The organism is Terrimonas pollutisoli (assembly GCF_029360765.1).
In the GTDB taxonomy this organism is placed as follows: domain Bacteria; phylum Bacteroidota; class Bacteroidia; order Chitinophagales; family Chitinophagaceae; genus Terrimonas_B; species Terrimonas_B pollutisoli.
Map to the genome: position 1 here is coordinate 387950 of NZ_JARKNA010000001.1, position 13897 is coordinate 401846.

The 13897-nt window shown below is 41.7% G+C and carries 13 protein-coding genes and 1 riboswitch; of the genes, 12 read left to right on the forward strand and 1 reads right to left on the reverse strand.

Annotation, left to right across the window (positions count from 1 at the left end; genetic code table 11):
• Positions 1 to 37 precede the first annotated feature (37 nt).
• From P2W73_RS01550 to P2W73_RS01585, 8 genes are all read left to right on the forward strand, one after another.
• The gene (locus P2W73_RS01550; RefSeq protein ID WP_276500214.1) at positions 38 to 496 is read left to right on the forward strand and encodes a chromate resistance protein ChrB domain-containing protein; all 459 of its coding nucleotides are present in this window, start codon (positions 38 to 40) and stop codon (positions 494 to 496) included.
• The gene (locus P2W73_RS01555) at positions 493 to 1662 is read left to right on the forward strand and encodes a chromate transporter (RefSeq protein ID WP_276500215.1); all 1170 of its coding nucleotides are present in this window, start codon (positions 493 to 495) and stop codon (positions 1660 to 1662) included. Before P2W73_RS01550 ends, P2W73_RS01555 begins: the two co-directional genes overlap by 4 nt.
• On the forward strand, positions 1659 to 2384 hold the full coding sequence (locus P2W73_RS01560; RefSeq protein WP_276500216.1) for a superoxide dismutase: 726 nt from the start codon (positions 1659 to 1661) through the stop codon (positions 2382 to 2384). Before P2W73_RS01555 ends, P2W73_RS01560 begins: the two co-directional genes overlap by 4 nt.
• A gap of 148 nt (positions 2385 to 2532) precedes the next feature.
• A riboswitch (TPP riboswitch) is annotated at positions 2533 to 2628 on the forward strand.
• Positions 2629 to 2695: 67 nt separating this feature from the next.
• Positions 2696 to 3418, forward strand: coding sequence for a class I SAM-dependent methyltransferase (locus tag P2W73_RS01565; RefSeq protein ID WP_276500217.1), 723 nt, complete (start codon positions 2696 to 2698; stop codon positions 3416 to 3418).
• A complete protein-coding gene (locus P2W73_RS01570) occupies positions 3415 to 4479 on the forward strand; it encodes an AIR synthase family protein (protein ID WP_276500218.1) in 1065 nt (354 codons plus the stop codon). The genes P2W73_RS01565 and P2W73_RS01570 overlap by 4 nt, the downstream gene beginning before the upstream one ends.
• Complete coding sequence (locus P2W73_RS01575; protein ID WP_276500219.1) at positions 4476 to 5120, forward strand: thiamine phosphate synthase; 645 nt, start codon at positions 4476 to 4478, stop codon at positions 5118 to 5120. Before P2W73_RS01570 ends, P2W73_RS01575 begins: the two co-directional genes overlap by 4 nt.
• A complete protein-coding gene (locus P2W73_RS01580; RefSeq protein ID WP_276500220.1) occupies positions 5117 to 5398 on the forward strand; it encodes a Trm112 family protein in 282 nt (93 codons plus the stop codon). Before P2W73_RS01575 ends, P2W73_RS01580 begins: the two co-directional genes overlap by 4 nt.
• A gap of 92 nt (positions 5399 to 5490) precedes the next feature.
• Positions 5491 to 6039, forward strand: a complete 549-nt coding sequence (locus tag P2W73_RS01585) for a hypothetical protein (RefSeq protein WP_276500221.1) — start codon at positions 5491 to 5493, stop codon at positions 6037 to 6039.
• Positions 6040 to 6072: 33 nt separating this feature from the next.
• Here P2W73_RS01585 and P2W73_RS01590 read toward each other — a convergent pair whose 3' ends face one another.
• Positions 6073 to 6447, reverse strand: a complete 375-nt coding sequence (locus P2W73_RS01590) for a hypothetical protein (protein ID WP_276500222.1) — start codon at positions 6445 to 6447, stop codon at positions 6073 to 6075.
• A gap of 355 nt (positions 6448 to 6802) precedes the next feature.
• Here P2W73_RS01590 and P2W73_RS01595 point away from each other — a divergent pair, with 355 nt between their 5' ends.
• The 4 genes from P2W73_RS01595 to P2W73_RS01610 all read left to right on the forward strand — a co-directional run bounded on the left by P2W73_RS01595 (position 6803) and on the right by P2W73_RS01610 (position 13875).
• The gene (locus P2W73_RS01595; protein ID WP_276500223.1) at positions 6803 to 7426 is read left to right on the forward strand and encodes an RNA polymerase sigma factor; all 624 of its coding nucleotides are present in this window, start codon (positions 6803 to 6805) and stop codon (positions 7424 to 7426) included.
• A 131-nt stretch (positions 7427 to 7557) separates the two neighbouring features.
• Entirely contained in the window at positions 7558 to 8667 is a 1110-nt protein-coding gene (locus tag P2W73_RS01600; protein ID WP_276500224.1) for a FecR family protein, read from the forward strand.
• 170 nt (positions 8668 to 8837) lie between these two features.
• Entirely contained in the window at positions 8838 to 12212 is a 3375-nt protein-coding gene (locus P2W73_RS01605) for a SusC/RagA family TonB-linked outer membrane protein (RefSeq protein ID WP_276500225.1), read from the forward strand.
• A gap of 136 nt (positions 12213 to 12348) precedes the next feature.
• Entirely contained in the window at positions 12349 to 13875 is a 1527-nt protein-coding gene (locus tag P2W73_RS01610) for a RagB/SusD family nutrient uptake outer membrane protein (protein ID WP_276500226.1), read from the forward strand.
• Positions 13876 to 13897: the final 22 nt, after the last annotated feature.

The following is a 13897-nucleotide window of genomic DNA, read 5'->3' on the forward strand; positions in this document are numbered from 1 at the left end:
TAATTCCAAAGCATATTTGCTTTCTAAACTGGCTAACATGAAATGGATAACAAGAGCCAAACCTAAAATAGACAGGATTGCCTGCCCCTGGCTCATTAAAAATTTTGTAGATAAGGACGCTGAATTTGTCTATGTGCCGGTAAACGAAGTGCTGGCAAGGTCAAAAGAACTGGATGCAATACCCTATGACATTCCAAACGTGGAATATTCACACGACGGAGAGTTCTGCACTTTTGACTTTATTGTTAAAAAGCATCACCTGGCCGATCCGGCTTTATTGCAACTGGCCATTATTGTGCGTGGAGCGGATACCGATCGTTTTGATCTGGCGCCGCAAGCTGCAGGATTATGGGCCATTTCAGCAGGCCTCTCTTATAACATACCTGATGATCACGAAATGTTACGAATCGGAATGAAAATGTATGACGCCCTGTACAGTTGGGCAAAATATGTTTCTGATGAACGTCATAGCTGGAACCCTGATTTAAAAGTATGAACACCGGTACACCCAATTATTCGCTGAAAGATTTGATAGTCTATTTTCTGAAACTCGGTACAACAGGTTTTGGAGGACCGGTGGCCCTGGTAGGCTATATGCACCGCGATTTGGTTGAAGATCGCAACTGGATTTCCGAAGAAGAGTATAAACAGGGGTTGGCCCTGGCCCAATTAGCACCGGGACCACTGGCAGCACAATTAGCAATTTATCTCGGCTTTGTTCATTACCGCGTTGTCGGAGCAACATTGGCGGGGCTTGCATTTGTATTGCCTTCATTTCTGATGGTTGTGTTGTTGGGCATTGCTTATAAATTGTATGGCGGGCTGCCCTGGATGCAGGCAGTTTTTTATGGAGTGGGTGCAGCCGTAATCGGTATCATTTTCATGAGTTGCTATAAGCTCACGACAAAATCATTGGGAAGATTTACCCTGCAATCTTTAAAAGAGAACTATTTGTTATGGCTCTTTTTTATAGTATCGGCAGCTATAACCATTGCAATAGAAAGAGAAGAGATCCTGTTATTCGTAGGCACAGGTTTATTATATATGTTTATTAAGGCGCCGCCAAAATGGTTGACAAATAAAGCGGCCAATTCAATTGCTCTCTTGCAAATTGGATTTTGGGATTATGAAATGGGTGTGCTTGGTAAGATAGCCCTCTTTTTTACAAAGGCAGGAGCTTTTGTTTTTGGAAGTGGTTTGGCCATCGTTCCATTTCTTCATAGCGGGGTAGTAGCAGAAAATCACTGGCTCACAGAGCAACAGTTCCTGGATGCTGTGGCAGTAGCGATGATCACTCCGGGCCCTGTGGTTATCACCGTTGGCTTTATTGGTTATTTGATTGCTGGCTTTCCAGGCGCCTGTGTGGCAGCATTGGCAACATTTCTTCCCTGCTACCTGTTTACGATTTTGCCTGCCCCTTATTTTAAAAAGATAGCCGGCAACAAAAGTATTAAAGCCTTTGTGGATGGAATTACGGCAACGGTAATTGGCGCATTGGCTGGCGCAGTAGTGGTAATGGCTACCAGAACTATTGTCGATATCCCCACGGCTTTAATAGCGGCTGCCACCATTTTTGTTTTAATTTACATCACCAAAATCCGGGAGCCTTATATTATACTGGTTGGTGCAGCATTGGGTATCCTTTTTAAACAAATGATATGAATAGAAAGCAATTTATTTCAGCTTCAGGTGTTTTAGCCGCTACAAGCATTTTACCCACTAATTCTGTATTGGCGCAGCATTATGAAGAAAATGGCCTGGATAAACTGACCGATGCAAACGGAAATTTTCAGCATCTGCCGCTGCCTTATAACAAAAATTTTCTCGAACCCCACATGGATGAAGAAACCGTTTACCTGCATCATACTTTTCATCATGGCGGGGCCGTAAAAGCGGCAAATGTTGATCTGCAAAAAATCCGCAAAGCAATGGATGAAAATAACCTGGAGACGGTTGATTACTGGACAAGGAAATTGTCTTATCATTTTTCCTCGCATGTGCTGCATACCATCTTCTGGACGAACTTAACAAATAAGAAAACGGACCCTGGCGGCGAATTGCTAAAGCGGATTGAAAAAGATTTTGGCAATTACGATAAATTGAAAATGTATTTAGCAAAAACATCCAAAGATATTGATGGCAATGGCTGGGGTATTTTAGGCTACCAGCCTTATTCGGATAAACTTACCGTACTGCAATGTGAAAATCATGAAAGGCTTACACAATGGGGTGTCATCCCTTTGCTGGTGGTAGATGTTTGGGAGCATGCTTATTATCTTAAATACAAAAACAAACGAACAGATTTTGTGGATACGATGTTGCAAATCATCAATTGGGATAATGTGGCGGATCGGTTAAACACGGCAATTAAACTAGCGAAGTAAAAATGCATGAAAAAAATGAAGATTGTTCATTTGTCAATCTTTAAAATAAAATCAGTTTAATCATTATTGAGTAATGATAGAATTTGAAGAACGATGATCATCGGTTTTTAAAATTTTCTTGTGAAAGCGATTTAAATATATTTGCAAATACAAAAGCACGGGGTGCCTGGTGGAAGCCAGGCTGAGATTATACCCGGAACCTGATTTGGATAATGCCAACGTAGGGATGCAAACTGAAAATATTTTCATTTTATGCTCCATTCTTTGGTTATCCAATCGAATGGAGTTTTTGTTTTAAACAACAACATGAAATGGAAATACAAAAAGCAAACGCTGAATTGATTCCCCGCAGCCAGCAAAACTGGCAAAACAGGCCGGAGTGGTTTTTTAATCGTGAACATACTGACACCTACGAGCAATGGTATGAAGGCCGTTACAAACGGGCCGAGATCTGGCAAAAGAAAATAATGGAGCAGCTTGTTTCAAAAGATAGACGGGTAAAAACGCTGCTTGAGTTTGGATGCGGTACTACCCGCTTTACCCGTTGGTGGAAAGAGATAGGCATTGAAGCGACCGGTGGTGATATTTCTCCACTCATGTTATCACAGGCCATCGAACTTTTTGAAGGCGACCTGGTAATGGCTGACTCACACTATATGCCATTCAAAGACCATGTGTTTGACGCCCTGGCATTCATTACCACTTTTGAATATTACAAAGATCCTGTACAGGTGATCAGGGAAGCCGCACGGGTTGCCAGATATGGTATAGCGATGGGAATGATGAACCGAAACTCCACCAAAGTGGTAAGAAGAAGGGTGCAACAATTGTTCGGTAAAAATCCTTTTTATATCACCGCCACTTTTTACACACCTGCACAGCTTACAAAGATCATCCACCAGGCACTTGAAGGACGAGACTATTCCATTGAATGGACGTGCACGGGTCTTCCCAAATGGTTTCCTGCACAGCAATGGAGCTTGCCGCTGGGAGATTTTTTCGGCTTATACATACAACTAAATGATGTGGCATGAATGATATAAATGAAAAGCTTGGGAAAATAGATCAGCATTTGTTTGAGCACTTTATCAGCAACAAATGTGGACGACATCGTGCTGAAGTCATTGCTGGGCCACAATTTGGCGTAGACGTTGCGCTCATTGATCTGCCGGGTGAAATAGCAATGGCGTTAACCAGTGACCCTTTATCTCTTATTCCAACCTTGGGCCTGCAAGAATCTGCCTGGTTATCCGTGCAACTGATGGCCAATGACATGGCAACAACAGGGTATGCACCTATGTATGGACAGTTTGTATTGAATCTCCCTGCTGGTTTTTCAAAAAGTGATTTTAAAATTTACTGGGATTATATCCATCAATTTTGTTCTAAAATAGGAGTAGCTGTAACAGGCGGGCATACGGGTTTTATTGAAGGACAAAATTCTACCATCGCCGGAGGCGGTACGTTTTTTACTGTTGCACCTAAAAATAAAATGCTTGTATCCAAATATGCCAACCCGGGAGATTCTATTTTGGTGACAAAGGCATGTGCGATCTCTTCGGCGGCTATTCTTGCGATGAGCTTCCCCGAAACCGTCCGCAACAAATTGGGAACGGAACTTTTTCAAAAAGCCTGCGATAGCTTTTATGATACATCTTCCCTGGAAGATGCATTAGCGGCTGCCGGAAAAAACAGGGAACATGATGATATAACTGCTATGCACGATGTAACGGAAGGTGGTGTAATGGGTGCGATATACGAATTGACCAAGGCTTCGGATAGTGGTGCGATCGTTTATAATGAAAGATTACCTGTCGGTCACCTGCAACAGGAAATTTGCGAATTATTTTCGTTGGATCCGCGGCATTGTATTGGTGCCGGTTCCATGATTATTACCTGTAAAAAAGGAACAGCTACTGCTGTTATCAATCGCCTGGCCAGGGAAAATATTGCTTGTGTGGAAGTGGGAGAATTGGTAGAAAAAAACAAGGGCATCAAATTGATTGAAAACGGAACAACCAGCGATGTAGTTTATTTTGAAGAAGATCCTTATTGGGCAGCTTTCTTTACTGCATTTAATTCAGGATGGAAATGATAACAACATTTAAAAGAAATATAAAGCCCGGCATTTATGTGGTGGTTGATCCTTCCATGGCGGAAGCTGTGCTGCTGGATAGAATAGAACGATGTGCGCAGGAAGAAATAGTGGCGCTGCAGGTCTGGGATAATTTTTTACCTGGGCAAAACATATATAAGCTGCTGCAAAGGATCTGTGAACTGTGTCATGCAAGAGATATTCCTGTAATCATTAATAACAGGTGGCAATTGCTAGAAAATATACCGTTGGATGGCGTCCATTTTGACAAAGTCCCCGGAAATTACCAGTTGATAAAAGAAGTTATAAAAAGACCATTTATAAGCGGAGTTACCTGCAACAATGAATTATCAGTGGTGCATTGGGCAAATGAACAACAGTTGGATTATCTTTCTTTCTGTTCAATGTTTCCTTCCAGCACCAGCAACAGTTGCGAGCTGGTGCATTTCGACACGATCCGCGAGGCAAAAAAAATTTCCTCCTTACCTGTTTTTTTGACGGGAGGTATACGTCCCGGAAATATGCATGAATTGGATGGACTGGGTTATACAGGTATCGCTGTAGTCTCCGGCATAATGAATACAAACAAGCCGGATGAGTCAATAAAAGAATATCGCGAAAAACTAAAAAATAAATCATGAGAATTGAAACGATAAAAAAACTTTGTTGTCCTTTTGATAAGTCTGAATTGGCGTTAACAGCCATTGCAAAGGATATCAATGAAAATATAATCGAAGGACTGCTGATCTGTGATGAATGTAAACGTGTATATCCTATTGTAAAAGGAGTACCTATTATGAGCCCTGACGAATATCGTGAATTTAAATTGGAACAACCTTTATTGGAGCGATGGCAAAAGCAACTGAATGGAAAGTCGGTTGATAATTTCCGGTTGGTTGACAAGAATACAACGACCTAAAGCCCTGGTGCTCACCCTATTTCCCGGCTTTGAAAATAGCATGAAATTTTTGGCACTGGATTGGCACGTAGAAATGTGCACAATTCAATTGCGTGAACATAGTTCTAAAATATTTCAATCTGTTCTTTCTCCTGTTGCCCGTGATGTTGTTTTCGCAGGTAGACCAAAGGCGGGCCGGCAATCAACGTTTGAACGACACTATCTGGACCACCGGGCTGCAAACACTTTTTTCCAGCCAAACCATCGGCAGCAAGGTGACAACGCAATTGCGCTCTGCTGTTTCTACAGGTAAGCCTGGCATTATCGTTTCCTTTGGTATTACCATGAGCAGGGAAAAATTAGTGACCGCAGATGACGAAAGCAAAGCCATTTTAAAAACAACCGGTGGAAAAAGAATAACACTACAGATCGTCAGCGGGACGATGACTAATTTTTTGGAAGCGCCAACTGTCCTGGAATCAATTCTTCATTTTAAGCTTCATCCGGATGATATTGCGCTTTTAAAAAAAGAAAAGGTAACAGACGTAAACATCATTGTTGAAAGTGGTAACTATAACTACGGCTTGCACGAAAAGGCGCAGGGAATTTTAAATACACAATTAAGCCGGGCGTTAGATAGAACGAATACAGGAATAAAGTAAGCGGATTGCTTTTGAGTGCATAGAGTTCTGTAATCAGTTCAACTGCCTGAAGGCAATCGCATCCGGCATTTGTTTCATATCTACTAAAGGATGAACCAAATATTCCTCGGCAAAACTGGCGCAGAGTCGTGCATAAAAAGTGCTGGGCTCACGGGTGATCATACCTACTTTCAGGCGGTCACTCTGCTCCATGGCAGAATTTACTAATTCAATGGCGGCTGTAAAAGGGAGCTTAAGGTTCAGCAACAAACTATCCGGGTTGGCAACAGTCAGCAGGTTGGTGGGCTGACCATAATTAGAGGCATCCAGGATGTAATCGGCAAGTTCCTTCTGCCGGTGGGTCTTCAGTGTGTAGAGGATCACGGGAAATTCAGTGATCACTTCAATCACTCTTTTTTTGTTTTTCATGAGCTGTTGATTTACTGTCAAAGTAAAGACAGCCGGCAGCCGAAAAAAATAGACTCTTGTATAGATCTTTCGTAAGTGCATTAACAATCTGTTTGTAGAATAACAACGACATACAAATCGCATCGTGCAGCGATAACATTGGTCTCAGAGTCTTTAATAGGCATGTTTATTAGTATCCGGGCATATCCTAGGTGATAAGGTAGCATCCAAAGCAGGGTTGATTATTTTGGCAATAACTGTTTAATCGCTTTATATCGTTTTAGCAAACAACTGCCAATCCCCAACATGCCGGCTATATTTTTAATTTTAAGTTGTTACCGGATATTTTGTTAATATTGGTTTGCGATTGCTTATGATGAACAACGACGAAACTTTGTGGAAAGGGCTGAAACAAGGCGATAAGGAAATGTTTTTGGCCTTATACAAAAAGTATTACCATAGTCTTTTATTTATTGGGCTAAAGGAGATAAAAGATGCCCAATTGGTGAAGGACACCATTCAGCAAGTGTTTTTATACCTGTGGGAGAAAAGGAGTACTATAGACGAAGCAAAAAATGTTAAAACCTATATCATTATTTCCTTTTTAAGAAAGCTTACCGGCGATTGGAAAAAATCCGAAAAGACAGGCAGTTTACAGGTGGTTTGGAATCATTATTCCGAAGATCCACAGCCTAACCCCGAAGAAAACCTGATAAGGAAGGACGAGCAACATCATCTGTTTAAACTATTGATGCATCATATTAATGATCTCCCTAACCGGCAGCGGGAGCTCATTGTTCTCAAGTTTTATGAAGGACTCACCTACGAGGAAATTGTGCAAAAAACAGGTTTATCCCATCGCACGGTCTATAATAAAATCCATGAAGCATTAAAGAAACTAAAATTGGATATGGCGACCAACCAACAAGCTCATGGCGCCGCACTAATGTTATTGGTTTCAGCTATGGCTTCTTCCTGCATCATTGAAAGTTATCACTAATCTCCTGTTACGGCTCAGCCTTTTCAGCACTGATTCTGCAATTTTTAGAAAAAAGACATTCTTTTTTCAATTAACGGGTAAAAATTGCCCGCAGGACACTCTGTTTTAAAAATGGTTATTTAAAACACATTATGAAGTCTGATAAAATGGATGTTGCGGATTTATTGGCAGATGAGTCTTTTATTAATTATTGCAGGAGGTCTTCACCGGAGGACGTGACATTTTGGGAAAATTATATCAGGGAAAACCCTGAGCGCCGGTTGTTGGTGGAATATGCCAATGAAAAGTTTATTCAACTATTCAATGCGTTGGGAGAAGCAGACATGGAAGAACAGGCAGTCCGCTTAAAAAGCAGGTTAGACTTACTGGATTTAACGGAGCCTGCACCCGTTGTTCAGATGGAGGGATTTGAAAGGAAAAAATCCGGTCACAATTTTTCATTGTTGCTTAAACTTTCGGCCGCCGCCGTATTGTTTATAGGCCTCTTTCTTACCATTAATTACTATAACAATGGCAGGAGCAAAAACAGCAAAACATTCCTGGCGGCATACGGTGAAAGAAAGAATATTCAATTGCCCGATGGTTCCGATGTTACATTAAATGCCGGAAGTAAAATAGAGATCAATGAAAGTTTTGGCGTTTCCACCCGTGATGTTTATTTGGAAGGGGAGGCGTTTTTTGATGTAAAGCATAATGAAAAACTTCCCTTTATTGTTCATACCCCGGCCATGGATGTGAAAGCCCTGGGCACCGCTTTCAATGTAAAGGCTTACCTGGATGAAAGGATCACTGAAACTTCATTAATAAGGGGGCTGGTGGAAGTGACACTTAAAGAAAATAATAACCTTACCATGCTGCTTCGTCCTAATCAGAAAATAAAGTGGGAACACCCCTTCGGTGATGCTGGTTCGGCTGTAGTAAAGAGCGGGGATAATTTAAATGTAACAGACAGCCTGGTGAAAAAACTACAGGTCACGGATTACGGTAATATAAAAGAGGTGGCCTGGAAAGACAACAAACTGGTGTTTGAGGATGAGTTGTTTGGCGATATAGCCGCATTACTGGAAAGGTGGTACGGCGTAGAAATTGAATTCAATGATGATGCGATTCGCAATTACCGGTTTACCGGAGTTTTTGAAAAAGAGGATATCAATACAGTACTTGACTTTTTAAAAGAATCCAGGAGATTTAATTATACAATAGAAGAAGGAGAGCCTTTGAAAATAAACTTGTCTAAATAAAAATACAGGGAAGAATGCGGCAACATTCCCCCTGTAGTAAAATTTTGAAACACTTTTTCTAAAAAAAGTAGTTTCTATTTTTTAAAAAAAACCAAAATAAAGGTATGAAAAAAAATCATGCTTGTAGGTGGAGTTTTACAAACCTATCACTAACGAAGCTGCTTAAAATCATGAAACTAACTTCTATTCTGCTATTTGTCTGTGCAATGTCGGTCAATGCAGGCGGGTACTCCCAGGATGTGAAGGTCAATCTTTCGCTTACAGGGGTAAAGCTTACGAAGGTCTTTAAGGAGATCGAAAAAGAAACAAAGTACCGATTTACTTTTTGCAACGATATTATTCCGGAAGGCCGGATCTTTACTGTCAATGTAAGAGCGACACCAGTATCCCGGGTGATGAATGAAATAATGTCGGCAACAAAACTTAAATATCGGTTTGTTGAAGAATCCGGCATTTTTATTATTTCAGAAAAAAGCGATGAGGTATTAGATGAGCCTGAAGCCCCCATACTACGCACTATCACCGGTACAGTAACCAACGATGCCGGAGAGCCATTGGCCGATGTATCTGTGCAGGTAAAAGGTTCGACCACTGCTACTATTACCGATGCCAAAGGTTTCTTCTCGCTTGATGTGGACGATAATGCCAAAATCCTGGTGTTTTCATTTGTTAGTATGACAACCAGGGAAGTGAGTATTGAAGGGAAAACCTCGGTACAGGTAACTCTTCAATCCAATAACAGGGCAATGGATGAGGTGGTCGTAGTAGGTTATGGTACACAAAGAAGAGCTTCAGTCACCGGGGCTGTTTCCAGTGTGAACAGTAAAACGCTGAACGAGCTGCCGGTGCTGAGCGTTTCCCAGGCATTACAAGGTCGTGTTGCCGGGTTGACGGTTACTAATAATGGAAGCCCCGGGGCAGAGCCCATTGTACGGATCAGGGGTATCAGTTCGATCAGCTTTGCTTCCGATCCGTTATATGTTGTTGATGGGTTTCCAACAGGCAACCTGTCAACTATTGATACTAGAGATATCGAGTCTGTCGATGTATTGAAAGACGCCTCTGCTGCTGCTATCTATGGTTCAAGAGCTACCAATGGTGTGATCATGATCACCACTAAGAAGGGCAGAAGAGACAGCAAAATACGGGTGAGTCTTGATTCTTATGTCGGCACACAGGAAGTTACAGAAAGGCTTGATTTGTTGGATACCGAAGGGTTCAAAAAATATGCGCTTGCATACAGGGGTAGCCAGGTAGAAAGATTAACTGCACCAATGGTGGATCAGCCTACTCATACCGGGGCTACACAAACCTACGGACAAACCAATACCGACTGGCAGGATGCTTATTTCAGAAAAGGAAACATGACCCAGCATAATGTAGGCTTAAGCGGGGGAAATGATATATCCCGTTTTTATGCTTCTGCCGGTTTTATGGACCAGGAAGGTATTGCTCCAAGTGTTGGTTATCGCCGTTATAATTTCCGTCTGAATTCAGATCATGTCATTAGTAAAATCTTCACTTTCGGTGAGAATTTATATGTGGCTTATGGCGACCAGGCTTATGATAATAACGAAACAGGCTCCAGGACGAATTTGGTCAATGTAATCAGGATGTTTCCTCATATCCCGGTGTATGACCCGACCTCAAATGGTGGGTATAGAGGTGCCCATCCTGTTTTAGATGGTGGTGATCCTACAAATCCTGTTGAAGACGCTGAGCTAAAAAATCCCGGTAACAGAAAAACAGCAAAGATTTTAGGAACAGCTTTCCTGGAGATCAATTTTACCAAATGGCTAAGATTTAAATCAACATTTGGTATAGACTATGCCAATGGTTTAGACTATCGCTTTTCACCGATTTTCAACGACAACGGAGCCGTTGCCGGTTCAAGTTCAACCCAGGCTACTATTACTAATAACCGCGGTGTTTCTACAGTGCTATTATATACTGAACAACTTTCCTTCGATAAAACTTTTGGCAATCATCACATCAATGCTATTGCCGTTTATGAACAACAAAGCCAGCAAACACGTAATGAAAACGCAAACGGTAAACAAGCTTCGAACGACCTTCGGACATTAAACAATGCCACCAATGTAGGTGTGCAAACACTGGTCGGTGAAAATACATTGATCTCATACCTGGGTCGTGTGAATTATGATTTTAATGGAAAGTACCTGGCGAGTGTCGCTGTTCGTCGTGACGGTCTTTCAGTTTGGGCCCCAGGAAAGAAGTGGGCAACATTCCCGTCAGCTTCTATTGGTTGGAGAATTGATGAGGAAGATTTTATGAAGGGCCAGGAAAAGATTTCTGAGTTAAAATTAAGGGCCGGCTACGGCGTTACTGGTCTTAATGGAACGGTTTTAGGCAACACACCCTGGCTGGTGACTGTAAATGCCAATAGTGCTTATTATCCCTTTGATGGTGCAGCTACCAGTGGCCCCGCTTCTTCTATTCAGCGTTTAGGAAATAAGGAACTGGAATGGGAAAAAACAAAACAATTAAATATTGGATTGGACCTTGGATTTCTGCGAAACAAATTCACTTTGTCCGCTGAATATTACCAGAGGAAAACTGATAACTTAATTTTGAACGTCCCGCTTCCTCCTTCCTTTGGTTATATCACCAGTGAAGTAGCACAAAACGTTGGTTCCATGAAGAACAACGGCTTTGAAATGCAATTAGGATACAATGACAGGGAAGGCGAATTAAAATGGAACGCCAGTGCCAATCTTAGTTTTATCACCAACGAAGTAACAAGATTGGCTGAGGGAGTTCCGAATATTGAAAAAGGGGGGGACCAGGATTTTGGATCTTACAATATTACCAATACAGCCGTCGGTCACCCTGTTCAATCGTTCTATGGTTGGGTGGTAGAAGGTATTTTTCAAAATGCTGCAGAAGTTAGCAGTCATGCCACACAAGTTGCTGGAGCTGCGGGAACAGCCCCTGGTGACCTTAAATTCCAGGATACTAATAAAGATGGGGTAATTGATATAAAAGATCGCCAGTTTTTAGGAAGCTTCATTCCTAAGGCTACCTATGCATTTACACTGGGAGGTAACTATAAGAATTTTGATCTGTCTATTTTCTTACAAGGCGTTCAGGGTAATAAAATCTTCAACGCGACAAGGGTTATTACGGAAGGTATGGTTCGTTTCTTTAATGCAGGCACACAGGTATTAAATGCATGGACTCCTTCTAATACCAATACCAGTATTCCCAGGGCTATTTCCTCTGATCCCAATCAAAATGCCCGGCCTTCGACACGTTTCCTTGAAGATGGTTCTTATCTGCGCTTGAAAAATATCATGCTGGGTTATAACGTTTCGGCCACCTCTTTGCAATCATTAACCAAAGGAGCGGTGAAGAACTTCCGTATTTATGTTTCGGCTCAAAATATCCTGACATTTACAGACTACAGCGGATATGATCCCGAAGTAGGTAACAGAACGCCCAACCAATCATTAACCAACGGAATTGACTTTGCTGTTTATCCCCAGCCAAAAGCTTACCTGCTTGGTATCCAGGTAGGTTTTTAACAGCAAACATTGAGTCAACTTTTATAAAATAAAATAGTATGAAATGAACCATAAAAATTTTGGAGCAATTTATACCAACCGCGATGAAAATTTTTATGGTGAATTACATGTGGCCCAAAACAATAAAAATTAACACATGAAACAAAATATAAGTAAAAGGTGTCTGGCTGTTCTCCTGGTATTCACCGGAATAGCTGCCTGTACCGATAAACTGGATGTTCTCGATGAAAACAACCCGACAACCGAAAGTTATTTTAAAACTGCTTTGGAATTGCAGAATGGCGTAAATGCAATTTACTCCACCTTGCGCTCAGCAGAGTTGGTTGGAAGGGAATGGTTCTTTACGCATGACATGAGAAGTGGTGAATGTTCACCGGGTGGTGCGCAATTAGAAGCTCCAAGGGCGGAGTTATTGAAGCAGGCTTCACCGGCACCATCTAATTCTGTAATGTCGAATGTATGGACGGGTTCTTACCAAATGATCAACAGGGCGAACCAAGTGCTTTTGAAAGCACCAGATATAACAGATAATACAGCGCTTAGAGATCGCCTGGTTGGTGAAGCTAAATTTTTGAGAGCCTGGGCCTATTTTGAACTGGTATCGCAGTGGGGTGATGTTCCGCTTTATACAGAGACGATTACTTCTACTACCGGCTTCCAGGGCAAGTCGCCTGCTGCGGATATTTATGCATTTATCATCGCCGATTTGACGGATGCTGCTCAAAAATTACCGGCTACTTATTCCGCTTCTGACAATGGAAGGGCGACAAAAGGCGCCGCTAATGCCTTACTGGGAAGAGTGCAAATGCAGAAAGGCGATTATGCTGCGGCAAAAGCTGCTCTTTTGGAAGTGTATGGCAAATATTCATTGGTCAATTATTTATGGAATTTTGATGGTGATGCCATAAATGATAAAGGTGTTTCAATTACGAAAGGGCATGAATTTAATGCAGAGTCTATTTTTGAAGTTGTCTTTGTAGATAGAGGAGATAACAATTTTAACTGGGGGTATAATGGTGAAGGTTCCACAAGCCCGTTAAGTACAGTACGTAACCAGGAGTATGGTATTACCTGGGGAAATATAATTCCTTCCGACCGCTTGCTGAATGAATTTGAGCCGAATGACCCAAGGTATAAATTTACCATTTTTGAGGAAGGCGATCAAATATTGACTCAATCACCGGTGGACCAACCAAAGACATTGACAGCTGCTGATATGAATGTTGCCGCCAGCACAAAGAACGGCGTCACAAAGAAAAGATTTTTCCGCAAGTATGGTATTTACGATTGGGTTAATTCCGGTTTTCATCCCGGTGGTCTTAATCATCGTTTAATTCGTTATGCTGATGTATTACTGATGCTGGCGGAATGTGAAGCGGAAGTTGGAACACCGGCGCAGGCTGCCAGTTATATCAATGAAGTTCGTAGCCGGCCGGGTGTAAACATGCCTGCGGTTACATTGACATCAAAAAACGATGCATTAAAGGCAGTGATGCATGAAAGATCCGTTGAATTGAGCGCAGAACAGGTTAGCAATATCGATATCCTTCGCTGGAGGAAAAAAGGATATTTTCCTTCTATTATTCCAGATCGTGTACCAGGACAGGTTGATTTATTGCCGATTCCCTCGAGTGAAACTTCAACGAACCCATTGATAAAATAGATCATTGTTATCGCTCTTCCAT